The organism is Lysinibacillus sp. UBA5994, assembly GCF_002429725.1.
Lineage (GTDB): Bacteria > Bacillota > Bacilli > Bacillales_A > Planococcaceae > Lysinibacillus > Lysinibacillus capsici.
Window position 1 is genome coordinate 32,586 of the sequence record NZ_DJAU01000001.1, and the last position, 26,921, is coordinate 59,506.

General features: G+C 37.1%; 26 protein-coding genes and 1 pseudogene. 12 read left to right on the forward strand and 15 right to left on the reverse strand.

Translation table 11 applies throughout. The features are described 5' to 3' along the window. The first annotated feature begins 77 nt into the window (after positions 1-77). The 7 genes from B3D98_RS00180 (at position 78) to B3D98_RS00210 (ending at position 8,239) form a co-directional block, all read left to right on the forward strand. A complete protein-coding gene (locus B3D98_RS00180) occupies positions 78-641 on the forward strand; it encodes a GNAT family N-acetyltransferase (RefSeq protein WP_288579685.1) in 564 nt (187 codons plus the stop codon). A gap of 18 nt (positions 642-659) precedes the next feature. Next, on the forward strand, positions 660-1,574 hold the full coding sequence (locus tag B3D98_RS00185; RefSeq protein WP_054548553.1) for an EamA family transporter: 915 nt from the start codon (positions 660-662) through the stop codon (positions 1,572-1,574). A gap of 199 nt (positions 1,575-1,773) precedes the next feature. Further along, on the forward strand, positions 1,774-2,880 hold the full coding sequence (locus tag B3D98_RS00190; protein ID WP_054548554.1) for an extracellular solute-binding protein: 1,107 nt from the start codon (positions 1,774-1,776) through the stop codon (positions 2,878-2,880). 83 nt (positions 2,881-2,963) lie between these two features. Further along, complete coding sequence (locus tag B3D98_RS00195) at positions 2,964-4,034, forward strand: ABC transporter ATP-binding protein (RefSeq protein WP_288579689.1); 1,071 nt, start codon at positions 2,964-2,966, stop codon at positions 4,032-4,034. 12 nt (positions 4,035-4,046) lie between these two features. Then, positions 4,047-5,753, forward strand: a complete 1,707-nt coding sequence (locus B3D98_RS00200; RefSeq protein ID WP_115673079.1) for an ABC transporter permease — start codon at positions 4,047-4,049, stop codon at positions 5,751-5,753. A 27-nt stretch (positions 5,754-5,780) separates the two neighbouring features. Continuing rightward, positions 5,781-7,295, forward strand: coding sequence for an argininosuccinate lyase (gene argH, locus B3D98_RS00205; RefSeq protein WP_054548557.1), 1,515 nt, complete (start codon positions 5,781-5,783; stop codon positions 7,293-7,295). Then, complete coding sequence (locus B3D98_RS00210; protein ID WP_054548558.1) at positions 7,292-8,239, forward strand: N-acetylglucosamine kinase; 948 nt, start codon at positions 7,292-7,294, stop codon at positions 8,237-8,239. Before argH ends, B3D98_RS00210 begins: the two co-directional genes overlap by 4 nt. 21 nt (positions 8,240-8,260) lie before the next feature. Here B3D98_RS00210 and B3D98_RS00215 read toward each other — a convergent pair whose 3' ends face one another. From B3D98_RS00215 to B3D98_RS00230, 4 genes are all read right to left on the reverse strand, one after another. Next, positions 8,261-9,556 carry a transglutaminase domain-containing protein gene (locus B3D98_RS00215; protein WP_269897512.1) on the reverse strand — a complete coding sequence of 432 codons (1,296 nt, stop codon included), beginning with the start codon at positions 9,554-9,556 and terminating at the stop codon, positions 8,261-8,263. Positions 9,557-9,655: 99 nt separating this feature from the next. Then, a complete protein-coding gene (locus B3D98_RS00220; RefSeq protein ID WP_288579695.1) occupies positions 9,656-10,792 on the reverse strand; it encodes a transglutaminase domain-containing protein in 1,137 nt (378 codons plus the stop codon). A 253-nt stretch (positions 10,793-11,045) separates the two neighbouring features. Then, positions 11,046-11,306 carry a metal-sensitive transcriptional regulator gene (locus B3D98_RS00225; protein ID WP_004233098.1) on the reverse strand — a complete coding sequence of 87 codons (261 nt, stop codon included), beginning with the start codon at positions 11,304-11,306 and terminating at the stop codon, positions 11,046-11,048. Between the two features lie 84 nt (positions 11,307-11,390). Further along, complete coding sequence (locus B3D98_RS00230) at positions 11,391-12,104, reverse strand: glycosyltransferase family 2 protein (RefSeq protein ID WP_048395935.1); 714 nt, start codon at positions 12,102-12,104, stop codon at positions 11,391-11,393. 238 nt (positions 12,105-12,342) lie between these two features. On the opposite strand from B3D98_RS00230, the gene B3D98_RS00235 reads away from it, so the two are divergent. Beyond that, positions 12,343-14,259, forward strand: coding sequence for an SEL1-like repeat protein (locus B3D98_RS00235; protein WP_288579712.1), 1,917 nt, complete (start codon positions 12,343-12,345; stop codon positions 14,257-14,259). Positions 14,260-14,303: 44 nt separating this feature from the next. On the opposite strand, the gene B3D98_RS00240 is transcribed toward B3D98_RS00235, so the two are convergent. From B3D98_RS00240 to B3D98_RS00275, 8 genes and pseudogenes are all read right to left on the reverse strand, one after another. Further along, positions 14,304-14,711 (reverse strand): hypothetical protein, encoded by a 408-nt coding sequence (locus tag B3D98_RS00240; protein WP_048395933.1) that lies wholly within the window; start codon positions 14,709-14,711, stop codon positions 14,304-14,306. A gap of 73 nt (positions 14,712-14,784) precedes the next feature. After that, positions 14,785-16,158: a HAMP domain-containing sensor histidine kinase gene (locus B3D98_RS00245; RefSeq protein ID WP_054548488.1), complete on the reverse strand. Its 1,374-nt coding sequence runs from the start codon at positions 16,156-16,158 to the stop codon at positions 14,785-14,787. Beyond that, entirely contained in the window at positions 16,155-16,826 is a 672-nt protein-coding gene (locus B3D98_RS00250) for a response regulator transcription factor (RefSeq protein WP_048395929.1), read from the reverse strand. Before B3D98_RS00250 ends, B3D98_RS00245 begins: the two co-directional genes overlap by 4 nt. Before the next feature lie 73 nt (positions 16,827-16,899). Then, positions 16,900-17,997: a DUF1648 domain-containing protein gene (locus tag B3D98_RS00255; RefSeq protein ID WP_054548489.1), complete on the reverse strand. Its 1,098-nt coding sequence runs from the start codon at positions 17,995-17,997 to the stop codon at positions 16,900-16,902. A 4-nt stretch (positions 17,998-18,001) separates the two neighbouring features. Then, positions 18,002-18,397, reverse strand: coding sequence for a GntR family transcriptional regulator (locus B3D98_RS00260; RefSeq protein WP_048395924.1), 396 nt, complete (start codon positions 18,395-18,397; stop codon positions 18,002-18,004). Positions 18,398-18,469: 72 nt separating this feature from the next. Continuing rightward, entirely contained in the window at positions 18,470-18,763 is a 294-nt protein-coding gene (locus tag B3D98_RS00265; protein ID WP_231595768.1) for a LysR substrate-binding domain-containing protein, read from the reverse strand. A 474-nt stretch (positions 18,764-19,237) separates the two neighbouring features. After that, positions 19,238-19,498: pseudogene (locus B3D98_RS00270) on the reverse strand (recombinase family protein); the annotation flags it as partial. 204 nt (positions 19,499-19,702) lie between these two features. Continuing rightward, entirely contained in the window at positions 19,703-20,101 is a 399-nt protein-coding gene (locus B3D98_RS00275) for a hypothetical protein (RefSeq protein WP_288579718.1), read from the reverse strand. 314 nt (positions 20,102-20,415) lie between these two features. Between B3D98_RS00275 and B3D98_RS00280 the strand changes: the two genes are divergently transcribed. Together B3D98_RS00280 and B3D98_RS00285 are read left to right on the forward strand one after the other, a co-directional pair. Next, positions 20,416-20,952 (forward strand): matrixin family metalloprotease, encoded by a 537-nt coding sequence (locus B3D98_RS00280; protein ID WP_221681313.1) that lies wholly within the window; start codon positions 20,416-20,418, stop codon positions 20,950-20,952. A gap of 29 nt (positions 20,953-20,981) precedes the next feature. Next, positions 20,982-21,800, forward strand: coding sequence for a hypothetical protein (locus tag B3D98_RS00285; RefSeq protein WP_221681312.1), 819 nt, complete (start codon positions 20,982-20,984; stop codon positions 21,798-21,800). Between the two features lie 328 nt (positions 21,801-22,128). Here B3D98_RS00285 and B3D98_RS00290 read toward each other — a convergent pair whose 3' ends face one another. Beyond that, the gene (locus B3D98_RS00290; protein ID WP_221681311.1) at positions 22,129-22,326 is read right to left on the reverse strand and encodes a helix-turn-helix domain-containing protein; all 198 of its coding nucleotides are present in this window, start codon (positions 22,324-22,326) and stop codon (positions 22,129-22,131) included. On the opposite strand from B3D98_RS00290, the gene B3D98_RS00295 reads away from it, so the two are divergent. Beyond that, a complete protein-coding gene (locus B3D98_RS00295) occupies positions 22,241-22,648 on the forward strand; it encodes an O-methyltransferase (protein ID WP_288579719.1) in 408 nt (135 codons plus the stop codon). The two genes, B3D98_RS00290 and B3D98_RS00295, sit on opposite strands and share 86 nt — an antisense overlap. A gap of 274 nt (positions 22,649-22,922) precedes the next feature. On the opposite strand, the gene aceB is transcribed toward B3D98_RS00295, so the two are convergent. After that, a complete protein-coding gene (aceB, locus tag B3D98_RS00300) occupies positions 22,923-24,521 on the reverse strand; it encodes a malate synthase A (RefSeq protein ID WP_288579720.1) in 1,599 nt (532 codons plus the stop codon). A 112-nt stretch (positions 24,522-24,633) separates the two neighbouring features. Continuing rightward, the gene (aceA, locus tag B3D98_RS00305) at positions 24,634-25,917 is read right to left on the reverse strand and encodes an isocitrate lyase (protein WP_004233046.1); all 1,284 of its coding nucleotides are present in this window, start codon (positions 25,915-25,917) and stop codon (positions 24,634-24,636) included. Positions 25,918-26,131: 214 nt separating this feature from the next. Here aceA and B3D98_RS00310 point away from each other — a divergent pair, with 214 nt between their 5' ends. Continuing rightward, positions 26,132-26,803, forward strand: a complete 672-nt coding sequence (locus tag B3D98_RS00310) for a LytTR family DNA-binding domain-containing protein (protein ID WP_257962188.1) — start codon at positions 26,132-26,134, stop codon at positions 26,801-26,803. The last annotated feature ends 118 nt before the right edge of the window (positions 26,804-26,921 follow it).

A 26,921-nucleotide genomic window follows, 5' to 3' on the forward strand; every position in this document is an offset into this window, starting at 1 on the left:
CTTTATGAGAGGATGGATAACTTGAGTCATCCCCTATCTTTGTTATACTTGCCTATAGAAAGGTAGGGATTATCAAAATGAGTATTACAATTCGACAAGCGCAACCACAAGATGCCCATGCCGTTGTGCCTTTAATTATCGACGCCATTGGCGATATTGCTAATCGCTTAACTGGTGAGCAATCAACGGAGGCTGTTATACGAGAGCTGACTGTTCTTTTTCACCAAGAAGACAATCGACATTCTTATTTAAATACTTTTGTTGCTACTGAAAGTGAACAGATTTTGGGGATTCTCGTTTATTATCACGGCGAACAAGCCGTTCACATGGACGCTAACCTTGTTAAATGGCTTGAAGCAAAAAATGCGCCATCCATTGTTATTGACCAAGAAGCCCATGAAGATGAGGCTTACATTGATACAGTTTGTGTTGCACCAGCTGCACGTGGTAAAGGAATCGGAACATTGCTATTACAATTTGCCGAAGAGCTGACAAAGCAGCGTGGCTATACAAAATTATCATTAAATGTTGAAACCCAAAAAGAAAAAGCTCGCCGTCTTTATGAACGACTAGGCTTTGTTATTACGGAGCCTTGGTCAATTATTGATGAGCCTTTTCACCATATGGTTAAACAGTTTTAGGAAGTGAATAACTAATATATGAAAAACAATTTGATTTATCCTCTTTTGATTGTTATTGCATCTAGTAGTTACGGGATCTTGTCGACTATTGTCAAAGTAGCTATGCAGCATGGCTTTACATCAGCGGAGGCTGTATCAAGCCAATATATTATTGGCTTTTTACTCGTAATATCCATCTTTATTTTTACTGACAGAAAATTACCAAGACCGTCCAAGAAGGGCTTACTTATTTTAATATGCGCGGGAATTTTTACAGGGACAACAGGAATCGTGTACGGAGAATCTTTAAAGTATCTTCCTGCTTCTCTTGCAGTAGTCATGTTATTCCAATTTACATGGATTGGTCTACTGATTGATTGTGCCCTCCATAAAAGATTACCAAGTAGACCTGAAGTAATTTCAATCGTTATCTTATTTATAGGAACGATTCTAGCTGCAGGTGTATTAAATGTAGATTTAAGTGACATTCCTATTCAAGGATGGCTATTCGGTTTTACAGCAGCCGTTACTTTTGCATGTTTTATTCAATTTAATTCTCGACCCGTCGAGGGCGTGACTACCACATCAAGGGTATTAATCGTTTCCTCTGTAGCCCTTATTTTGATCAGTATTTTCCTAAGCCCCGAGGTTATTTGGAACGGTAAACTATTCATGCAAGGCCTGTGGAAATACGGACTAGCACTAGGTCTTTTCGGTATCATTTTACCGATTTATCTATTTTCAATTGCTATCCCTAAAATCGGTGGTGCGCTTGCTTCTATTTTAAGTGCCATTGAATTACCAGTGGCTGTTACTGTTTCCGTTATTGTTTTGCATGAACCTTTAACTGCTGTACAAATTATCGGGATTGTACTGGTGATTGCTGGTATGATGCTGCCAACCATTGTTACACAACGTCAACAAAAGGATAGCTTATTAGAAGCACATTCATAAAACGACAAAAAACTCCTTAAAAATGGAATGATTCCTTTTTAAGGAGTTTTTTTGAACTTTAATGAAATGCCATTGCTTACCATTATGCACTTCGCTATGATGAATGCAAATGTAATTTTTTAATAATTCTAACATTAATGTTCCCCTTCGGTATTATACTGCAATATGCAAGTAACTTACTTTAAGAAAGGGGAAGTTGATGAAAAAAGCCTATATTCTTGGTTTTTTCCTTATGTTAATGCTTTTCGTTTTAGCTGCTTGTAATGGCAAAGATCAGCAAAATTCTACAAATGATGCAGCAAATAATGACGAGGCATCGGATGGTAAAAAAACAGAAGTAGCAGCAACGTCGCCTTCAGGCAAGCTAGTAATTTACACTGGACGTGACGAAGAAATGGTGCAAAATGTGATCGATCAGTTTAATGAAAAATATCCAGACATTGAAGTAGAATTTCTAACGATGGGTGCTCAACAAATTTTAGAACGTCTTCGTGGAGAGAAAGCCAATCCTCAAGCAGATTTTTGGTGGGGCGGAACCCAATCAGCGCTCATTGTTGGCGCCAATGAAGACTTACTACATGCTTGGCAGCCAAGCTTTATTGACTCTATTGATACCACACACAAAGATGTTGAAGGACGATGGTTCGGCGAGATGCTGTTACCAGAAGTAATTATGATTAATAGTGATTTACTAACAAAAGAAACTGGTCCACAGGACTGGGATGACTTATTAGATCCTAAATGGAAGGATCAAATTTTAATCAGAGGTGTACTGGCGTCAGGCACAATGCGTACGATTTATTCTTCCATGATTGTACGGCAAGATGTAGATTCACCAGATAAAGGCTATGAATGGTTACTACAATTAGATGCCAATACAAAGGAGTACACACAAGACCCTAATGCCTTGTATTTAAAGCTAACACGTCAAGAAGGCAGTGTCTCCCTATGGAATCTACAAGATATTTTGTTAAAAAAATATACGACAGATTATCCTTTTGATTATATTTATCCTAAAAGTGGAGCACCTATTTTAGTAGACGGTGTAGCAGTTGTAAACAATGCGAAAAACCTAGAAAATGCAAAACTATTTGTAGAGTTTTTATTTGAAAAAGAGATGGTAACACAATTAGCTAATGATTACTATCAAATTCCTACACGTTCTGATATCGACAAAGCCTCCATGCCAGAATGGTATCAGGAATTAGATTTAAAAACATTTGATATTGATTGGCAGCTAATGTCTGACAAAGAAGCAGAATGGATGGAATACTGGGATAACAATATTAAAGGGCGCGGTAAATAGTAGAACGGGTAAAAATTCGGCTTATACAGCGAATTTTTACCTTCCTGTATCATCTAGATTCTTTGTTAGAGAGGAGCTAATGATTGAGAAGTGTCAGAATTGAAAATGTCTCGAAGCAATTTGGTCAAGTGTATGGCGTGAAAGACTTAAATCTTGAAATAAAAGCTGGTGAATTTTTTACCTTTCTCGGTCCTAGCGGCTGTGGCAAAACAACCACTTTAAGGATGCTTGCAGGCTTTTATTACCCTACTAAAGGCAAAATTCTTTTTGATGAGCGAGATGTCACTCGACTTCAGCCCAATAAGCGCAATATCGGCATGGTATTTCAAAATTATGCCCTTTTCCCCCATATGACAGTTGATGAGAATATTGCATTTGGTTTACAAGTTCGAAAATTTTCAAAAGCTGAGATTCAGCACAAGGTTGATCGAATTAGAGGCCAAGTGCATCTTGCTGCTTACGGCAACAGAAAAATAAATGAGCTATCTGGTGGACAGCAGCAACGTGTTGCTTTAGCTAGAGCACTCGTGATAGAGCCAGATATTTTATTGCTTGATGAACCTCTATCCAATCTAGATGCAAAATTGCGTGAGGAAACACGTATTGAAATCAAACGAATCCAATCTGAGCTTGGAGTCACAACGATATACGTTACTCACGATCAAATGGAGGCCATGTCTATGTCGGATCGAATTATGGTCATGGAAAATGGCTATATCAAACAAATTGGTACTCCTCAGGAAATTTATCATCAACCCAAGGATCATTTTGTGGCAAATTTTATTGGTGAAACTAATTTAATTGAATGCTCAATCCAAGCTATTGATGGGGAAAATGTACAAGTACGAACAGTGAATGGACATAATTTAACTGGGCGAAAGCAACAAAGCTCTCCCTCCTTAACGCATATGATTGGAGACAAAGTATTTATTTCTATTCGTCCAGAATCGATTCAACTTGGTACTGGTGAAAACACATTAACAGGAAAAATTACATTTGTTGAATTCACAGGCATTAGCGTTAATTACATTGTAGATTTTACTGCGTTCTCACTTAAAGTAATGCTTATTAATTCTTATGACCAAATCAAAAAGATCGGTGAAGATATTACAATCCATATGGCACAAGATTCACTATACTTTTTAGGGGAATAGGAGGAAGCCAATATGGAGAAACAGTCTGAAAGTACGTGGACGCGAATTTTTCATGCTAATTGGTTTGTCTATGTTTTAATATCGCCATTATTTTTAGTGTTATTCGCCTATGTGGTTTACCCCTTCTATCAAACTTTCATCCAAAGCTTTGCTGGCGATGAAGCATTCTTGCACTATAAGAAATTTTTTGATATAGCTAGTCCAGCAAATTTAGAGGCCTTGTGGACCAGTATTTATATTTCATTCATCAGTGTTATTTGCTGTGCACTTGTTGGGGTAACAATGGCCTTTTTACTAGAACGCTATAATTTCCCTGGGAGACGGATATTGTCTGTTTTAGTTTTGGTTCCAATGGCACTTCCTCCTCTAGTAGGTGTTTTGTCCTTTTCATTTTTATATGGTGATAGCGGGATTTTCCCACGAATTTTTCAGCATCTATTTGGGTTGGATCACGTTCCTTTTGCCTTGAAGGGAATATGGGGTGTCATCGTTGTTCATACATTCACAATGTATACGTACTTCTATTTGACTGCCTCTGCTGCCATTAAGGGGCTTGATCCTGCTCTTGAAGAGGCAGCTACTAGTCTGGGTGCAGGGCGTATTCGCGTATGGACAAAGGTTATTTTACCAATGCTCACACCTTCTATTGTTGCCTCATCCTTATTGGTGTTTATGATTTCTATGGCTTCTTATACTGCACCTTTGATGTTTGGTGTAGAGCGTACTATGACGATGCAAATTTATTTATCACGTACAAATGGGAATCTTGAGATGGCTGCAACACAGTCGATGATATTATCTTTTGTATCTATCACTTTTTTAATCATTATGCGCTGGTATCAAAATCGCAGAAATTATCAAAATCTAAGTAAGGGAATTAGTGTTCATCGTTCAGAGGTATCCTCAAAAAAGGTAAAAATTATAGCAACAATTGCTTCTTTTGTTGGCACATTAATATTGATACTGCCTATTTTAGTGCTGATATTGATCTCTTTTTCTGTGGATGGCGCTTGGAAAACGCAAATTCTCCCGACCGACTATACAATTGATCATTATATTGCCCTTTTTACCGATGAGCGCACATGGCGGCCTATTTGGAACTCCATTCAAATGGGTGTCATTGCAACACTGGGCAATATCATCTTTGGTGTCGCGGCTGCTTATGCTATGGTGCGCTTAAATTTTAAAGGGAAAACCTTGCTCGATATTTTGATAATGGTACCTTGGGCTTTGCCAGGAACAGTTGTTGCTGTTAATTTAATTGCTGCTTTTAGTACAGAAAGTATCTTTAGTTTTAATCAAGTATTGATCGGGACATTTTGGATTTTGCCATTAGCCTACTTTATTCGACATTTACCACTTGTTTTTCGATCAACATCCGCCTCTCTTGTACAGCTAGATCAATCGATTGAAGAGGCATCACGTGGCTTAGGAGCCAACTGGTGGTATACATTTAGACGTATTGTCGTGCCTTTAACATTCACCGGGATTTTAGCAGGGACACTCTTAGCCCTCGTGCAAAGCTTTGGTGAATTTGTTGCATCCATTCTAATTTACAGTACATCCACTATTCCATTGTCTGTAGCGATATTCCAAAAATTATATGCATTTAAATTTGGGACCGCCTGTGCTTATGGTGTCTTACAAATTTGTTTAATTTTAGTTGTCCTTATTATTTCTGAAAAACTATCAAAAGGCAGTGCTGGTACAGCCATTTAGCTGCCAATCTATTAGGGGGCCATGACAATGTTTGAAGATTTTCGCAATAAAACACAGCTGGAAGATGGGATGATATTCCCTTCTAACATCTATCGAAAAATCGTTTTACAGCCAGCTTATGATGAGGCAAAGAAAAATTTTTTAACAATTATGCTACAAATCAATATTGCTCATTTAAAAATGTTAGAAGAACAAGGACTTGTAAAAAAAGATGAAGCAAAGCAAATTGGGATAGCTCTAAAAAAAATTGACTTAAATTATTATCGTTTAGAGGATTACAGTCCCCAATATGAGGATTTATTTTTCCGCATTGAAAATAAATTAATAGAGCTTGCTGGAGATGTTGCTGGAAATCTTCACATTGGCAGAAGCCGAAATGATATGGGTATTGCCATCTATCGAATGACATTAAGAAAAAAATTATTACTATTAATGCGCGAGTTACTAACATTACGTGATGATTTAATCGCTGCTGCAGAGGAACATATCGATACCATTATGATTGGCTACACACATACACAGCAGGCCCAGCCTACAACCTTCGCCCATTATTTAAAGGCCGTGATCGATCAGCTAGAGCGTGATTTTGAACGAATGCAGCATGTCTATAAAACCGTCAATCGTAGCAGTATGGGAGCCGCTGCCTTAACAACGACAGGCTTTAATATTAGTAGAGAACGTATGCGTGATCTACTAGCCTTTGATGATATTATCGAAAATGCATGGGATGCGGTTGCAGGAGCAGATTATATAGCTGAGGCTGCAAGTATTGTACAGCTTGCAGCACTCAATCTTGGCCGTACTTCTCAAGATTTTTTATTATGGGCTACTCAGGAGTTTAATGCGTTTACACTCGCAAGTCCATATGTTCAAATAAGCTCTATTATGCCTCAAAAGCGTAATCCTGTTTCTATAGAACATACACGCTCATTACTATCTGCGGTTGTAGGAGATGCAAGTACAGTATTACAGATGGTACATAATACACCTTTTGGCGATATCGTAGACACTGAGGATGATATGCAGCCTTATTTATGGCGTGCCATTGACCGCTTAATTGGTATTTATAAGTTGTTTGGTTCGCTTGTTGTTACAATGGATGTCAATAAGAAGAAGTTAAAAAATCGCGCTGAAAATAGCTTTGCGAATGTCACTGAGCTCGCTGATACATTAGTCCGTTCAGAGGGCATTTCCTTCCGTCAAGCACATAGTATTGTTAGTAAATGTATTAAGGTTCTACTTGCTCATGGAGAGGAATCATTAGCTAGTCTTACATGGGGACTTGCAAATACACAATCGAAATTGATCACGGGCAAGGAATTAACTATTTCAGAAGAGGATTTCTATAAGACATTAAAACCAGAATCTTTTGTTGGTGTACGAACATTACTAGGTGGACCCGCTCCAGCCACTATGAAAGCTGCCCTTGAACGCTCCAAACTGAATGCCCATGATTTTTATGAATGGATTCGCTTAAAGGAAAGTTCCATTATTGAAGCAGAAAAAGAACTAACAGCCTTTCTAGAGGAATGGAATCAATGAAGCAATGGTTATTAATTATTGATGGTGGGGCGACAAAAACAGCATGTGCAGTTGTTCATGCTGAATCTGGTGACATTGAATATTCTATATCCGCTAAAGGCTCTAATTATCAGGCCATTGGTGTTGAATCAGCTACAGCAATTTTACAAGAGCTTTTAGCAAATGTTGAAACATTTTTGCAAAAGTATCCTAATTCTCAAATCGCTGTAGCTACCTTTGCTTTAGCTGGCATTGATTCTCCGAAGGATCATGCAATCGTCGTGGCCATTGTTCAAAATGCTCTTCAGACCACACAGCTACAAATCGATACACTGATTATTGAAAATGATGCGGAGGCCACACTATTAGGTGTGACTGCTGGACAGGCAGGTGCACTACTCATAGCTGGAACAGGAGCTATTGCCTATGCCTTTGATGGGCAACGAATTGTACGTGTAGGGGGTTGGGGACATCGGGCTGGCGATGAGGGAAGTGGGTATTGGTTAGGGCAGGAAGTCGTAAGAGCTATATTTAAAATGGAGGATGGTCGTGGGAAACCAACAATCTTAAAGGAAGCCGTCTTTCAATCTTTAGGTATACAAGATGTTACAGAGCTCGCTGAATGGCTCTTCCGCCCTTCCTATACCAATGCACAACTGGCCAAGATGGGTTCCTTTGTGGCAAAGGCAGTCGAGCAAGAAGATGCTTGTGCCATCGAAATATCTCAACAAGCTGCCCACGAACTAGCTATTCTAGCTAACGCTGTATTGAAAAAAATTAACTATCAGAATACACCATTTACTCTATATTGTAATGGTGGTGCCATCAAACATAATCCACTCATTTTAAAGATCTTTACAGAGGAAATAACCTTCATGTATCCTCAAGTGGACATTATCCTTTGTCAGCATCAGCCTATTACTTATTTAATTGAACGAACAAAAAGGGCATATGACTGTTTATAAGTCATTGCCCTTTTCTTGCTTTTAAAGTGCCAGTCTCTTCAATTCATTCGTCGTAAAATAGAGATACCCATCCTTTATAAATAAATCCTTCGAATCCTCCCTATTTAGTACCTCTTCTCCACTACCATCTGGACGAATCTTTGTTAAATACGCCCCTCGGGAATAATTACTAAAGTAGAGCCAACCATCCGAATAAACGATATATTGTGCCCGTGAATTTGTGACACGCTTCGTTTTACCAGTTTTCATATCTAGTACATATAACTTATTGTCATCTGCAATATTACTATAAAACAATTGGTCTCCAACCTGTGCTGGGAAGTCTATATCATGATAATAACTATACAGTGTGCTTGTTGCTTTTGGATAGTCTTCAGCAATCCACGTGTGATCCTTCGCCATTGTACGGTCATCTACTAAAAAGTATTGGTAGCGTATTGCGCCCTTACGATCTGGTACTGGATCATTCCATGTCGTATCGAGATGATACCATTGTCCATCCAGCTTGACTAGATTCCACGCATGTCCCTCTTGACCTACATAGCCTACGATATATTTTGTTTCAATACCCAATTTTTGAAGCATAGAGTGGGCAAGTAAAGCATAGCCCTGACATACTCCCCCGTGCTCGGCAAGAACGGTATAAGCGCTGTGTGGGCTAGAATTCGTTTGTTCTGTATAGGAAGTATTGGCAACAATATAGTCATTGACAGCTCGTACCTTTTCTACATCCGTCATAGATTTTTTACTAATCTTAGCAATAATTTCTTGAACATTCATCTCTACATATGCCGCCTGCTCTGGCGTCATTAAATAGCTCTGTTCTCCAAAAATAGTTGCTTTATTTCGCCCATATTCATATCGAATTGAATGTTTACTTACATGGCCGTAAACATAGTCATCGCGTTTGATAGCATTGTTATAGGCCTCTTCTACAATTTGTTCAATTCGCTGTGTATTTCCTTTATATTGAATTTCAAACTTTGGTGAAAAGCTATTATAGTACGCATACATCGCATCAGCCAGTTCCTTGGCATTTGTCACGACTAACTTTGTTTCAGGTTTCTGAATAGGTGGAGCTGTAGGGGCTACCTCCGCTTCATGGACATCTTCTATAGGTAGGGCTGTTTCAATTGAGGCATTATCTGAAAGTCTTGCAGTAACATCTACGATCTTCTCTTTTGTTGAAAGTAGCATAGTTTCTATGTCATCATTATTTGTCCAATCGACCACCTGCTGAACAACAGCCTTACCAGCCGTATAAATAGGATCAATAAAAATAATAATAATGGCAATTATAGCTAATTTCTTCCACAAACTCCTCACCTCCAACCGTCTTCCTTACATTATATACAAAAAAAGCACAAAGAACTCACTTAAGGGTCCATTTGTGCCTGTTAATATTTGTTTGTTGACTTAATTAATTTTAAGTTTATGTTCTTTTGTCTGGACATTATACAGTAAATAATTGTCACTAACCTTTAAATTTGTTACTGGCTGCTTCACTAGCACCTCAGCTTTTAACGTTTTTAAATCTAGCTTTGTCAAATACCCACCGTTACTATAATCACTATAATATAGGTTTTGATTAGTCCCTGTAATATACAACGCACGTTTATCTAATACCTTTGACTTGCTACCACTAGTCATATCAAGCTTATACAGTTTATCGTTATCTGCAGTATTACTAAAATAAACAATATTATTTAACTGATGTGCGAAATGAACATTAAGCAAATAACTGTATTTAGTGCTTGTAGCAGGAGGATAATTTCCTTTAATCCAAGTGTGATCTTTGCTAATTTGATTGTCCGACACTAAAAAATAGTCATAGGACGCCGCACCAACGCGATTTGGCAAAGGATCGTTCCATGTTGTATCCAAATGATACCATTTCCCATCAACCTTTACTAAATTCCAAGCATGTGCCTCATTCCCATTTACAAAACCTACAACATATTTTGTCTCTATCCCAGACTGCTCTAACATAGCATGTGCTGCCAATGCATAACCCTGGCATACAGCCTGTCCTTCAAAAAACAAAGCATAAGCACTATGTGGACTTGCCTTAGTTTTAGTCCCGTACATAGTATTGGATACAATATAATCGTTAATAGCTTTTACTTTTTGGAAATCTGTCATAGAAGGTTTGATAATATTTTTCAATATTAGATTAATCTTTTTTTGTACAGCTACTTCTTGAGTTTGATTTGTCAGGTACTTCATTTTATACGTTACATTCCCTAGAGAATCTGCGGAAACCATGGTACTTTCTATATGTCCACTTGCATAAACGGCTTGTTGCTTAGCTTTTTCAAGTGCGTCCATCATTTCTTTTTTGAGGTCGCCTATTTTGCCTGTATACGTAATTTTTATATCGGTCTCAAAGTTTTGTATTTGCTTTGCAAGTTCTTCTGTTAATTGATCCCAATTTGCTACTGTTGAGTTAGCAACCATAGGATAAATTTGGGAGGTATTTTCTGTTTGTTTTGCATAGACTGCAGTTGGACTTAATATCAATAAAGCCGCACCACATAACAATAATTTTTTCATCACTCATCACCTTCCCTTTGATTCTTTCTTCACTATTTAGCATAGCAAAGAATGTACCTACTAAGCTATCATACAAGTTCACTAACTAAGACTTTTAACTAAAAATATATTAAATTTTATATAATATAAAATACCTAATAATAAAATATAATTAGCGAATATAACTATTTTTTTGCAAAATAATAAAACTCACCTAATTAATAGTGAGTTTTATTTCGATTTAGATTCTGTAATTGTTCAGGAGTTTAGAAAATTATCTACTTTTCACCACTAAATTAACTGCTTCCTGAATGGCTTCGTTCATTTTTTCGCCATCCCCTTCAGCATTCTGTACACATTCCAATAGGTTTGTACTAACAATAACCCCAACTGTACGGTCTACAGCAGAGCGTACTGCTGATAATTGTGTAATGACTGCCTTACAGTCTTTTTCCTCCTCCATCATTTTCAAAATGCCACGTAGCTGTCCTTCCATCCGTTTCACACGATTTTTCACTTGATCTGAATATTCCATATACATTGCTCCTTCTCTTATACTCGCTACGCTCTAATGAGTGATCGTTATTCTTTATCCTAGCTCATTATTTTAAATTTAAACCTAGCCATTACTATTCCTTGGCTTTAGATAATTTATGAGCATTCTCGTAATAATGGTACCAGCGTTTGTTATTTCATCGTACTGAATTATTGAATTCTTCTTTATACGTAATTGCCCAATTTCAACTTCGAAAACTGGACACTTTCTTTTAAGTGCAGCAACTAACATGTTTGTATCATAATCATAGCGTTCACCTTTTACTTTCATTAACCAAGGCAACTCATTGATGGAAATATAACGTAAACCTGTTTGTGTATCCATTAATTTCTTATGATACAGTATCTCGAAAAATAAGCTTGTTGCACGATTTCCCCAGTAAGAAAGAAATGTACTATCAGTTGAACGAAAGTTACGTACACCTAGCACAATCCCTTCAGAAAACACCTTTGTCATCGTTAAAACAAGCTTCACATCTTGTAAAGTATGTTGCCCATGGGCCCCAACTGTAAGGATACCATGGCACCTCGCTTGTTGTTCTCGTATATATGCAAAGGCGGTCTTAAGTGCGCCACCCTTACCAATATTGCAATCATGCTGTAGTACTTGGCAGCGTTCAATTTTATCTAGGTTTTCAAAAATATCTTTATATTTTTGATCACTCCCATCATTGACAATGATGATTTGTGTAATAGTCGTTGCTAACAATTGATGTACATAGGTAATGAGTGATTGTTGTGGATTATATGCTGGTATAATAGCTGCAATATTTTTCATTTCGATCCCCCACCTAAAGGCTGACAGGTTCTCCGTAGCTACGAATCTCCCTTATATCAAATAGTATCATGTAACAGCAACAATTCAACTGATGAATCCCATGAAAACATATCAATAATATCGATTTTTCTCCGATATATGAACAAAGAGATGAAGAGGCGCTTTGTAAAAAGGTTGAATAAGAAATTGCTTGCAACGACGCCAAGGTAATTAACTGAAAGAGGTGAGTACTTTCGTCATGCATTATGAAAATCTTGAAGAACAATGTCAAAAATTAAGACAGCTGTCCTTCACAATATTAGCTAAAAATTTACAGGATGCTAGTTTGCTCGCCATTTCAACCCCAGCAGAATCCTTACAGAAGTCACTTCTTGTATTAGAGGAAATTTTATATGAGATTTACCGATTGGAAATGCATACCGAACCTAAACTCAAAAATGTCCGAATGCTATTAAATAATCGAAGTTTTGTGGCGCAAATTCATCCTCGTCGGATTTATTTATTGATGAATCTAATTCATAAAATGACAAGCCATACTAGTAATGACATTGTAGAAGCCAAAGCAGCTAAAATTGTTTTAGATTATCTTAGCGATATTGTTGAATGGTTTATGAAGCGCTATGATCGTAGTTTCAAATCGAACCACATGTCTTCTCATGTCACAGAACTTCCTTCAATATTTGATAAAAATATACTTCAGCATGAGCAGTCTCAAGAGGCTTACGAACATGCTGTCAAATGGTTTGAAGTAGCTGCCCAGAACGGAGATGCAAGTGCTCAATATAACTTAGGTGCTCTTTACAATCATGGTCGAGGGGTAGAAAGGGACTATCGGCTTGCAAAAATGTGGTATGAACGAGCTGCCGCACAAAATGACGCAAATGCTCACTATAGCCTCGGTGTACTTTATCATCTAGGCCAAGGTGTTATACAGGATTATCTAGAGGCTGCACGACATTACCAAATAGCTGCTGATTTAGAGAATGCTGACGCTCAATACAATTTAGGTGTACTCTATAATCAAGGCTTAGGCCTATCTCAAAATTTTAACGAAGCTGCCAAGTGGTATACCTTAGCAGCCAATAAAGGTAATACAAGTGCCCAAAACAATCTAGGCTTCCTTTATCATAATGGCACGGGTGTGGAGCAAAGCTATGATAAAGCCGTTGCTTATTTCAAAATGGCTGCCTTAACTGGAGATGCAAGTGCTCAATACAATCTCGGCTATATGCATCTAAAAGGGCGTGGTATTCCCCAAAACCAAGAAGAAGCGGCAAAATGGTTTCATATGGCTGCTTTACAGGACCATGTGAACGCAGAGTTTCAACTGGCCATGCTCTATAATACTGGGCAAGGAATGATAGAAGATCATATAGAAGCTTTAAAATGGTTCAAGCTAGCGGCACATAAAGGACATTTAAATGCTCAATACTGTCTTGGCCTGCTGTATGAAAAAGAACAGAATCTTGTGTCAGCAGAAAAGTGGCTACTGCTAGCTGCTGACAATGGCCATATCAGCGCTGGCTTCGAGCTAGGACGTCTATATGTATATCAGCTTCAAGATCCAGCCAAAGCAATGTCATATTTTAGGTCAGCGGCAGAAAAAGGCTATGCAGATGCTCAGTATGAGCTTGGCCTATTACTGACATCTGGAAATGGTGTTCCTATAAATTATAAGGAGGCCGTGATATGGTGGCGAGCAGCAACTGATCAATCACATATTCAAGCTGAATATCAATTAGGTCTACTATATGAACAGGGATTAGGGGTAGCCTTAAATCTTGAAGAGGCGCGCAGATGTTATCGCCTAGCAGCCATTCAAGGCCATGCAGGTGCGCAGTATCAACTAGGCAATATATTTGATAAAGGTAAAGGGGTAGAGCAGGATTACACAGAGGCAGCTAAATGGATTGAACAGGCTGCGTCACAAGGACATATGAAAGCACAATACCAATTAGCCCAAATGCACATTCATGGACAGGGTGTACCAAAGGACTTTGCAAAGGCAGCCCAGCTTTATCGACTATCTGCTAATCAAGGGCATCAAAAAGCCCAATTCCAGCTTGGTATGCTATATAAAAAAGGGCATGGTGTTGCACAAGACTATCAAGAGGCGACAAGATGGCTGAAAAAGTCACTTGAAGAAATTAAATAAATATTTTAAAACCTACCGCATCACGAATGACACGGTAGGTTTTATTAAAGACTGCTATTATCCTTTTGTTGTTGAATCATAAATGTTACAACAATAAATAAAGCAAAGCTAATTAATAGTGTAGTTCCTCCTACAATAAAGAAGACTAATGTAAAAGTGCTACCAAAATTAAATGGATTTATATTGTAAAACCACATGCCTAACGTTAAGCCCAGAACACCCACAATAGCTGTCCAACCATGAATGGTTACTAATTTTTGAGATTTCACTTTGAAGGCCCTATAAAAAATACCCCAGGCAAACATACTAAGCCACCCGACCAGTAAAATATGTGCATGTATCGGTCTATATTCATAGCTACCTGATCCCGACATATGTGAACCTAAATATGTGCCGATTAAAGCAAAGATTGCCGCTAATCGAATAAGACGTATGCTCCACTTTTGTTCCATACGATAACTCCCCCTAGTTGTGTTTCAACTAAGTAGCAGTTTATCGTGTGAACATGAACTTTATATGAACTCCTTATGACAAAATTGGTAGATGGATATAAACCTTTGTGCCCGCATGCATCGTACTTTGCATCTGTACGGTCCCTCCATGTAGCTCAACAATTTGTTTGACAATCGCTAAGCCTAGCCCTGTCCCTTGCTTGGTTCTAGACGCATCGGCGCGATAGAAACGGTCATATGCTTTTGCTAATTGATCCTCAGTCATTCCTATCCCACTGTCCTCAACAAGAATTTCAAGTGAGGCAGATCTTTTTTGTAAATGTAGATGTATTTGCCCACCCTCTACATTATATTTAATGGCATTTGTCAGTAAATTATCCCATACATTTTGTAAAAGCCCTGCATCGCCATCAAAAATAATTTGCTCAAGCTTATATGATATTTGAAGCTGTGACTCTTCCATTTGCCAGCGATACTTTCGTACGGTTTCCTTCAACTGCTCATCTAAACGATAAGACTCACGTTTTACAATTCTTGTCGATTGATCAAGGGAAGTTAATAATAATAACTGTTTCGTTAATGTAGATAGGCGTTTTGTTTCTAGCTCTATGATTGCTGCATATTCCTGTCTTTCCTGTTCAGTAAGGGAAGGATTTTTCAGTAAATCTACATACCCTTGAATATTTAATAAAGGCGACTGAAAATCATGTGATACATTACTAATAAATTCCTTCCGTGTACGATCATTTTCCTGTAATCTCTCGGTCATTCTATTAAAGCTTGATGCTAATTGACCAATTTCATCTGCACGATCAATATCTAGAACTGTATCAAATTTTTCATGCGCTAGCTGTTGAGTAGCTGCTGTTAACTTCGTAATGGGGCGAATTAATGCTTTAGCAAATAGTAGCATGGCAAGAAGACTCAGTACTGTCATAACCAACATTAATCCTGCGAGTATTGTATGCACCTCAGAAAACAATAAACGAATATCTGGTCTTATGAATAGTGCATAGGACTTGCTTTCATAGGTAAATGGCACACCAATTGTATTATTCAGTTCGTTAGCAAAAAATCCTGTTACAAAGGTTTCTTTAGGAAAATCTCGCATACCATGATAGGTTTCCCCATTTAAAACATGCTCCACAACAGATGTTGACAATGTTTTATCACGATATGGACCGCCAAAAAAATGCCCCTCCTCACCCGTTGTCACATATATTTGATAGCCGATTTCACCCAAGGTTGTCAGATAGCTATTTAAATCTTCTGGTTCGTCTGTCTCAATATAATGCACAATATCCTGTGCTATGCTAACGTTTTTCGCATCATTTTTTTCTTTTACAACTTGATGGTAATAGGTATTCGTTACCAAAAAGCCCATACATAAGCTTCCAATCATTACTAGCATTGTTGTTACAACAAATTTACTATATAACGTTTTCATGTTGTTTCCTCTAGCTTATAGCCAACACCTCTTACTGTTGTAATTTCAACAGCCGTGTCATATCGGTTTAATCTTTCACGAATCCGCTTCACATGCGTATTTAACGTTTGCTCATCTCCATCATAGTCATAGCCCCATACTTGTTCCATAATATAGCTGCGAGTAAATACTTGATGGGGGCGTGATGCTAACAAAGCCAGTAATTCAAATTCCTTTAAAGGTAATATAAGTGTATTTTCCCCTATTACAACCTCAAAGCTTCGTCGGTCAATTACTAGTTTACCTACTTGAATAGTTACTTGATTTTTTTTATCAAATCTCCTCAAAATTGCAGCTATACGAAATAATAATTCCTTTGGTTCAAAGGGCTTTACAACATAATCGTCAGATCCTGCTAAAAAGCCACGTTCTTTATCCTCTAGCTCACCTTTTGCTGTTAATAATAAAACAGGAATATCATAATCTTGAGTTAAATACTCTGTTAGTGTAAAACCATCCATTCCTGGCATCATCACATCGACAACAGCTAAATCAGGCAGATTCCCTTCGAGTAAGGCTAGTGCCTGCTTTGCATTTTCAGCAAGTAGCACTTGGTAGCCTTCCTTTGTAAGATAAATATTGACTAGTTGTAAAATATGAACGTCATCATCGACAACAAGGATCTTCATCTGCCCACCTCCAGTTAATAAGAAAAATTTCGATCATATAGAACGAATTTTTTCATCACAAATTACTATTATTTTATAACGAAAATATAGAAATCAACAGCAATAAGACAAAAGGTAAACCAATCACAATATAGCCTCTAGGATTGGCAAGGTTCATGGTCCATCCTACCCCGAAGCGTTTCTCCACAAAAACGGATGGGTCTTGTCGATTCATATAAATTAAGCCGCCCTTCCAATAACGATCCTCATCCACGTCCATTACCTTGGAATCTATATTTGCTTCATAGCGTACTTTATGTTTATACTTTTTCACCACATATATCAGTAATGAACCCAGCAAAACAACTAAGAACAAAATAAATACTGGTAATAGCTTATAGCCTACTGTCATAGAAGGATAGATGTTGCTTAATTGTAAAATTGTTAATAAAGCTGTTAACGCAGAACTTATCAGTAGTATTTGCCAACTCATGTATTTTCGTGTTTTTAGCTGATCCTCCAACGATTCCTCTTTGCGATTTACAGCTAATTTAATTGCAGAACGTTTAATGGAGTCGGTAATTCCCCACATCATACATTGCATCATTAGCATTACCAGTGGCAGTGAAATAGCCGTAAAATAGGTCTTGTTTCTCCATGCATCCGCTTCACCACTCGGCCCCCAATGTACTGCTATATCATTTGGCATGAGATCGTAATGAAGGTATGTGTAAATGATCAAAAATACGGATATTCCTAATGGTACAGCAAAAAAAGACCAAGGAAGCATTTCATCACGACTTCTTGCAGTTAAATCCACTGCCCGTACTTGTTTAATATTTGCACCCCACTGCTCTTGTTTTTTCAACTTCGATACCTTTTGATGATTTATCCAATACAACGCCATACTTACTGTAAGCATACTAAACAAACAGCTTAATAAAACAATACTTTGAATAGCTTCAGAAGGAGCAAATTGATTGTAACTTATAATCATGATGATTAGAAAAACTATCCCTGTTCCCCCTACGAACCGCACATACTGTTTTTTCAACTGAGCTAAGATGGGATGCTTAATAATTTGATCAGGCACTGTGACTCCAAAAACGATAGTCTCTCTTACAATATAGGGAACAACTATTTGCAAAGCTAATGTCATGATGTAAATGGTTATAAAAACGCCAAGTAGCATTTTGCTACACTCCCTCTGCTGGAATTTGCAAATCAGCAAATACTTTTTTCATCATGTGCTCAATTTGTTCAGCTGTTGCACCGAGCACCATTCCTTCTGCCACAACAGGTTTTAAATTCTTTTCGATTTGTCGTAGTTGCTCAGGTGATAAAGCTCTCTCCTCTGCTGAACTTATAATAGCTCCAGATTTTGGCCGAATGGTAATAATCCCTTTCGCCTCTAATTCGTGATAACTCTTATTAACAGTATGCATATTAACACCTAAATCGGCAGCTAAACTCCGCACAGATGGCAAAGTATCACCTGGCTTCATTTCTCCTCTAGCAATTCCTTCAATAATTTGACGTGTTACCTGCTCATAAATAGGTACGTCTGATTGAAATTCTATTTGAATAAACATGTTTATCAGCTCCACATTTGTTATACAACTAATATAACAAATTTCTCTCCACCTTGCATGAGATTCAAATGTTTAAATGGGGGAATTTTTTATGGTTTCAATAAACCTTTGCACAAGTAAATTCTGCTTCTCATTATTCCTTGTACAAATTGCAATTTTATGTTTAATGGCATGTATATCCTTCACATAAACTCTCGCCAATTGCCCACTCTCTACATACTCTCTAACCGCAAGAGAAGAAATAAAATTTGCACCATAGCCCGCCATGACTGAGCGAATGGTTTCATGAATACCATTAAATTGGAGTGCGATATTTGGTGGTCTCACTTGGTATGTTTGACATAATGAGAAAAGATGCTCCCTCATTTTAAAATGCTTTCAAAATTCACATGTTGCGCAGCTATAATGACACGACACCCACTATCAGTCTTTCTGATTTGTTTCTGGAAAGGATAAATAGCTCTTAGATTGCTCCATATACTTAAAAGCTGTTGAAATTGTATTTAATCCTACCTCTAATTTGTTACTCAAATGCTCTCGGCTTACTTTGATAATGCCATTGTATGTAAAATCATAAATCAATTTTTCTAGCACCCTATGTACTTTCTCACCAGGATAAATACCTTGTGCTGCTAAAGTTTCTTCTAGTTGCTGCAGGCGTTCTTCTTTGAGTTGCTGATCTCCTTTTTGATTGCCGTATGTAATAAATGTTTAGACTGCTTGGTTTGGTGTAGTTTTTAGTTTATTTTTCATGATAGTTGCTCCTTTTTTGAAGCAAAAAAGCGTTTTATATCGCTGTAGTAACGATGCAAAACGCTTTCGATGACGGAAACTTTTTAATAAATTTACGCCTTTGGCGAATAACCGTTCAATGATCTCGATGCCTTCTTTAGTGTTTCGAGCCAATCGATCCAATCTGGTTACAACAAGCCTGTCACCTTTATTTAATTTAGACAGCAGCTCATTTAATTGTGGTCGGTCTGTTTTCGTTCCTGTGAATTTCTCTTTATAAATAACAGTCGCTCCTTCACTCTCCAACGCTTGAAGCTGAACCTCTAATTCCTGTGATACAGTCGATACCCTTGCATAACCGTAAATCATAGAAAAATACCTCATTTCTGCACTACATTTATCGACCTAAGTTATGACACCTTTTTACACCTTGATATTACTGCAACAACACACTGGTGTCAAAACTATTAAGTTTTGGCACTGTATAAATAAAAAAGACCACCTCGTATGAGATGGATACATCATTCTATCTATTCAATTAAAGCACCACGCTTGTTGAACAAGGAATTTTGTTTACCCTTCAACAATTGCAAGATATTTTTTGATTTCTCCTTCAGATTCAACAATTAAAATATCTCCCCGTTCTTTGGTGGAAAAAATCTTTGTACCAACAGGAAGTTTATTCGACATCTCATCTCTAAAATCTGTATTAGCATCATTTCTTGTTTTTATTTCACCGATTTGAACATCTTTTGTTAAAGATAATTCTTCAACCCAATCAATATTAGTTTTGTAGATAACTCCATCATACTGAAAAATATCAGCATCCGAATCTAATGTTAAAACTTCTTCGGCATCTATACTGTCAATTGATACTGTTGTAGTTCCCCCTTGAATATTGCATCCTGTTATCATGAAAAAAGCTAATGCGATCAAACCATAGAATAATTTTTTTATTTTCAATTTACCCACCTCTTTTATATAGACACCTATTATCTCCTAAAAGTTACATATTCAACTAAATTTCTTCGTTAGTTGAACAAGAATCCGTTCCGCAACTCTTTAAGTTTTGATATCAAGGCTGATGGGAAAGTATGGGTATTCGCCCCATACATTCGTAAACATGGCAGAGTTATTTATAAAAAAAAAAAAATATTTTGCTTTTGAGCCAAGACTTTTGAATTACCTTAATTTACTAAAATTAACTAATTTATAAAAAACTATTTATATATTTTAATTATTGGTATAAAATGGTGTTGTTTGAAAAATACCTAGGGGGTTTTAACTTGAAATCAAAATCGAAACTTGCTGTTATGCTTCTGTCTTTTGTTTTATTATTTTCTATATTTCAAAACACAGCTTCAGCATACTCTTTAACTGGTTGGCGTTTTACTAGTACGAACTTTATTTCGTATAAATGGGGAGATAGCCTCAATAATGGCGTTATAAAAACCGGATGGATAGACGGAGCATCATCGTGGAGAACATCAACATCGGAGAACGTACGATTTTTTAATGATTCAAAATCAGTAAATTTCTTAACTAGATTCACCGATGCAGATACTGGGTTTTTTGGAAAAATGGTAACAACTGCTCCTAATAACAGGGTAACTTTATTCAAAGGTTATTTAAATGATAATGCAGTAGCATCTGCTTCTGTCGCAAAAAGTACAGCGGTACATGAATTAGGACATGCTCTAGGTTTAGACCACAATTCATCAGGAAAGTCTATTATGGATAGCAGCAGAGATAGAACTAAAATGACAACTCCCCAAACTGATGATTTAAATGGCATAAAAGCTATTTATGGGTTTAAATTCTAATATTAGATATAGAAGGAAGAGGGAGAATAATGAAAAAAAAGAACAAATTATTGATTTTAACAACTTTTTTAATAATAGGTGGCAGTGCTTACTTATATCAAAATAATCTAAACGATGAGGAAATGGCTAATTCTTCAAATGCAAAATCTATACAAAACCACAATCAAAAGAAAAGTCTATTAGTATCGCATGATTTTGCGATAGCAAGTGATTTTTCCGATATGGTTGAACAATCTGATGTAGTTGTTTTAGGTACATATAAAAGTTTTGATTCTTCATGGAATATGGCTCGTAATTCTGATGATCTATACAAAGAAGCTACGGATCATTATATCGAAGGAAAATTATATAACTTTACAGTTGATGAAGTATTAGCAGGAGATTTGCAAACTAAAGAAATAAGAGTTAATCATAGATATTCAGAAATAATTGACTATGAAGAAACATCTGGTGATGAAATCATTTCTCCAGAAGGTATTTTAATAAAGGAACCGTCAGAAGTGACCATTCATAAATTAGAAAATAAGGATCCTTCATTCATAGAACCAGAATATGACAAAAAATACATTGTATTCTTAAAGAAAAGTTTTGATACCAACAATAATATCTACTTAAGAGCAATTGAACCTTATTTAATTAGTATTGATACCAATACAGTTAATAAAGCTGCTACATTAAATAGTAATCTAATTGATTATAATCCAGACGATTTTACAGATGATATAAATATAAGTGATACAACAACTCTCTCTATTTCAAATGAAGTTAATGGGCAAATAACTGATTTTATAGCAGGCAAGACACTAGAAGATTTAAAGAAAGAGATTAATTTTTTAAAGAGTAAATAATAAACAAAACACTAATGCCTTCCGTTTAGAATTGGAAGGCATTAGTGTTTTTTAAAGGTTCAATTATTATCCCTCTGAAACAGAAAAAGATCTGTAAAATCAAATCCGTAAAAAAATTTACGGATGATCCTTAATTAAAAATACTTCTGGAAATCCCCAGGAAAAGTTAGAAAGAGCATAAGGAAAAAGTGCCCCCAACCTAGTCGGGGGGCTAGGCAGGGCAAAGCTTTTTCGTGATATCAATGAAATGAAGAAAGATATACATTTTATATACATTCATATCCATTTATCAGGAAGTATATATACAAAATATATACAGCTAATATGTCTAAAATTCACTTTTATTCTCTTTCAATCTTCTCCGAATGGTAGCTTCCGAAACGCCAAATAATCGTGCAATTTCTCGATTACTTTTCCCAGCATCTTTTAAATGCAGCAACGTGACATTAGAAATTAATGAAGAGTACGCCAAAGTTGCCAAGCAAAATATAGCGAATGCAGGGTATGGACCAAAGGTTGAGGTCATTGTAGGAAATGCCCTAGATACATTACCAAACTTAAAAAACGCTGGACTATTATTTGACTTTATCTTTATTGATGCTGATAAACCTAATAACCCCGCTTACTTGAAGTGGGCTTTAAAATTAGCAAAATCTGGCGCTCTTATCATTGCAGATAATGTTGTACGTAATGGTGAGGTAACTAATGAAAATAGTGAGGATGAACGTGTTAGAGGCGTACAAGAATTTATAGATTTAGTAAAAGCAAACCCAAGAATTGAAGCAACGGCTATACAAACAGTGGGTGTCAAAGGGTATGACGGCTTTGTACTAGCCGTAGTAAATTAGCATAGAAAAACCGCGTAACTAAAAAAGTAGTTACGCGGATGTACTATATAAAAGATGCCTTACTGCTCCCCATCTAAGCTAGTAAGACATCTTTACCCCTTAAAATCTCTTAACTTTTATTTATAGACCCCTTTTAATTCAATCGTGCTCATCTCTCTAAACGGGGGAACAGACCCCGTCACGTTATGTTAGTGGAATAGGCTGGATTGTACTCGAGTGCAATCCTTAGATAGTTATTAGGAAAGTTTGATATGTTGGATAGTAGACTTGTATTTTACGCTAATTTTTCATACCCTGGAAGTGTCAAGAATTCCGCAAATTCATCTTGTTCAATTAAGGATTTAAACAGTTCAGCAGCTTCTTCATAGCGACCACTGTTATATGCTTGTTCCCCAACAGCCTCTTTAATTTTCACAAGTTCTTCTTCCAATATTTCTAAAACAAATGCTAGTGTAATACCACGTCCATCATCTAAGATTCCTTTCGGATGACGGATCCATTGCCATACTTGTGTACGAGAGATTTCTGCTGTTGCAGCATCCTCCATCAAGTTATTAATTGGTGCAGCTCCGTTACCTCGAAGCCATGAAGCAATATATTGTACACCAACACTACAGTTAATACGTAGACCTTCAATTGTTATTGTTCCTTCTGGTACAGCTACTAAATCTTCGGCAGATACTTGTACATCCTCACGCTTTTTATGAATTTGGTTAGGCGTTGTCATAATTGCATCAAATTGCTCCATCGCTGTTGCAACCATACCAGGATGTGCTACCCATGTACCGTCGTGCCCCTCTGTTGCCTCACGACGTTTATCTTCTGCCACCTTTGCAAATGCCACTGCATTCGCCTCATCGTCATTTTTAACTGGAATTTGAGCTGCCATTCCGCCCATTGCTGGTGCATTTCGCTTGTGACATGTTTGAATACATAAAGATGTATAGGCTTTCATAAAAGGTACTGTCATCGTTACTTGCCCACGGTCTGGCAAAATAACATCAGCTTGATTGCGTAGACGCTTAATATAGCTGAAAATATAATCCCAACGACCGCAATTCAAACCAGCTGAATGTTCACGTAGCTCATATAAAATTTCATCCATCTCAAACGCTGCTAAAATCGTTTCGATTAATACAGTAGCTTTTATTGTCCCCTGTGGAATACCAATATAATCTTGAGCAAACACAAAGACATCATTCCATAGCCGAGCCTCTAAATGACTTTCAAGTTTTGGTAGATAGAAATATGGCCCTGTACCTTGTGCAAGTGCGTTTTTGGCATTATGGAATAGATATAAACCGAAGTCAAAGAAACTGCCAGAAATCGGCTCTCCATCCACCAGGACATGCTTCTCAAGCAAGTGTAGACCTCGTGGACGAACTAACAGCACTGCTGTCTCATCATTTAATTTATATGTTTTACCATTGGATTCTTGTGTAAACTCAATCGTCTTATTAATAGCATCACGCATATTAATTTGACCGCCAATCATATTTTCCCATGTCGGAGAAGATGCATCTTCAAAGCATGCCATGAACATTTTTGCTCCAGAATTTAACGCATTAATAACCATTTTCCGATCAACTGGCCCTGTAATTTCAACACGGCGATCTTGTAAGTCGTTTGGAAGTGGTGCGATTACCCAATCACCTTCCCGAATATGCTTTGTCTCTGGTAGGAAATCCAGCTTCTCTCCCGCATCAAGTCGTTTTTGGCGATCTTGTCGAGCCTCCAACAGCTCCTTGCGACGAGCATCAAATTTTTCGTGCAGAGCAAGAACAAATTCAAGAGCTTCAGGTGTCAAAATTTCATTAGTTTGCTCATTTTGTTCTCCAACAATTTTAAGCTTACCTGTCGTTGCTTGTTCCATTAGCTGTTTACCCACCTTTGCCATTTTAGTTTCGTCATCCTCCGCTTTAGGAGGAGCGGAGGAGACTATTCTATGATTATGAATTTAGGAAAACACGTATTTAAACTACGACTTATACAAACTGTTCTGTTTCAGTAGAACCTGCCATTGCTGTTGTAGAAGAAGTACCACCAGAGATAACTTGAGAGATTTCATCAAAGTATCCAGTACCTACTTCGCGTTGGTGACGTGTAGCTGTATAGCCTTTAGACTCAGAAGCAAATTCTGCCTGCTGTAGCTTAGAATATGCAGCCATACCATTATCTTTATAGTCATGAGCAAGCTCAAACATAGAGTGGTTAAGTGCATGGAAACCTGCTAAAGTAACGAATTGGAATTTGTAACCCAACTTACCAAGTTCACGTTGATACTCTGCGATTTCTTCTTCTGAAAGATTTGCCTTCCAGTTGAATGAAGGTGAGCAGTTGTATGCAAGCATTTTACCTGGGAACTCAGCATGAATAGCTTCAGCAAATTCTCTAGCTTCTTCAAGTGATGGTTTAGAAGTTTCACACCAAATTAAATCTGCATATGGAGCGTAAGCTAAACCACGAGCAATTGCTTGTTTGATTCCAGCTTTTGTACGGAAGAAGCCTTCAGGTGTGCGTTCACCAGTGATGAACTCTGCATCACGTGGATCAATATCTGATGTAACCATATCAGCAGCATCAGCATCTGTACGTGCAATTAAAATTGTATCTACACCCATAACATCTGTTGCTAAACGTGCAGCTACTAAGTTACGAACAGCATTTTGTGTTGGAAGTAATACTTTACCTCCAAGGTGTCCACATTTCTTTTCAGATGCTAATTGATCTTCTAAGTGAACACCCGCTGCTCCTGCTTCAATCATACCTTTTACAAGCTCGAATACGTTTAGAGGCCCACCAAAACCTGCTTCTGCGTCTGCTACGATTGGCGCGAACCAATCAAATTGATCAACACGTCCTTCAGCATGATCAATTTGATCTGCACGTTGAAGCGCTTGATTAATTCGTTTTACTACTGCTGGTACAGAGTTAGCTGGATATAATGATTGGTCAGGATACATTTGACCAGACAGGTTTGCATCAGCAGCTACTTGCCAGCCTGATAGATAGATAGCCTTTAATCCAGCTTTTACTTGTTGTACTGCCTGATTCCCCGTTAATGCCCCCAATGCATTGATAAACGGTTCCTCATGTAATGAATTCCAAAGTCGAGTAGCACCTTTTTGTGCTAGTGTTTGTTCAATTACTACTGTCCCCTGTAATTTAACAACTTCTTCAGCTGAATATGTGCGTTCAATACCAGCCCAACGTGGGTTTTCAGCCCATTGTTTTTCTAAAGCTTCGATTCTTTCTTGACGAGTTGACATATTGAAATTCCACCTTCCCCTTTGTGTACAATATACTCTGTTAAAAAACTTTTAATTATCTGTTCCATAACAGGTTTATTTGTTGTAAATTAATATATAACAGACTATTTGAATTTTCATTATTTTTCGATAAAAGATCAAATTTTAAGGATAAAACTACCTTTTTTGACGATGAGATTTGGAAGACTGTTTACAAACAAGGGGGATATTCACAATGAACAATGAGTTAAATTCTTTCGTAAAAGATATTTCACAACAATATATTTTTATGTTGAAAGACTGGATACCTGCTGATTCATCCATTGCTATTGCTGTTGAAAATGCTTATGTTTATTTTCACTCTGGTCACCAAAGTATTCATTTAGAGATAGGTCAACAAGTATTACCTGGGAGTATTGCCGATCAAGTGTTACAGACTCAAAAAAAAACAGATGCTATTTTAGATAATTCCCTTTTCGATACGCCATATTATGGCATTGGTTATCCCATATACATTCAAAATAAGCCTGCTGCTCTCGTCATTGTCCTACCGTCATCATTTACAGCAAAAAGAGCAGAACCATTTCAATTTTTAACTGGAAAGCAAGAGGAGGAATGGAATCCTGTAGCAATTAATAAAATATCTCATATTGAAAGCCTACAGAAAAAAACATGGTTTTATGTAGAGGGTGATCAGTATAAAACAAGTATTACACTTAAAGAACTTCAATTACGATTACCATCATATTTTATTCGTATCCATAGATCTTACATTGTAAATATACATTTCATAAAAAAAATGGCACGTGATTTAACGTCAAATTTTATTGTCACTTTAATTGATGGAAGTGAGTTACCAGTAAGTCAATCTTATCTAAATGATCTTCGGAGTGCTCTTGAGTTTTAGTATATACGGCTGTCCTTTTCCGGGGACAGCCTACTTTAAAATATCTTCTTAATTTGATACAACAAAAAAGACCAGAGAATTTATTCTCTGATCTTTCTTTTGCCTAGCGACGTCCTAC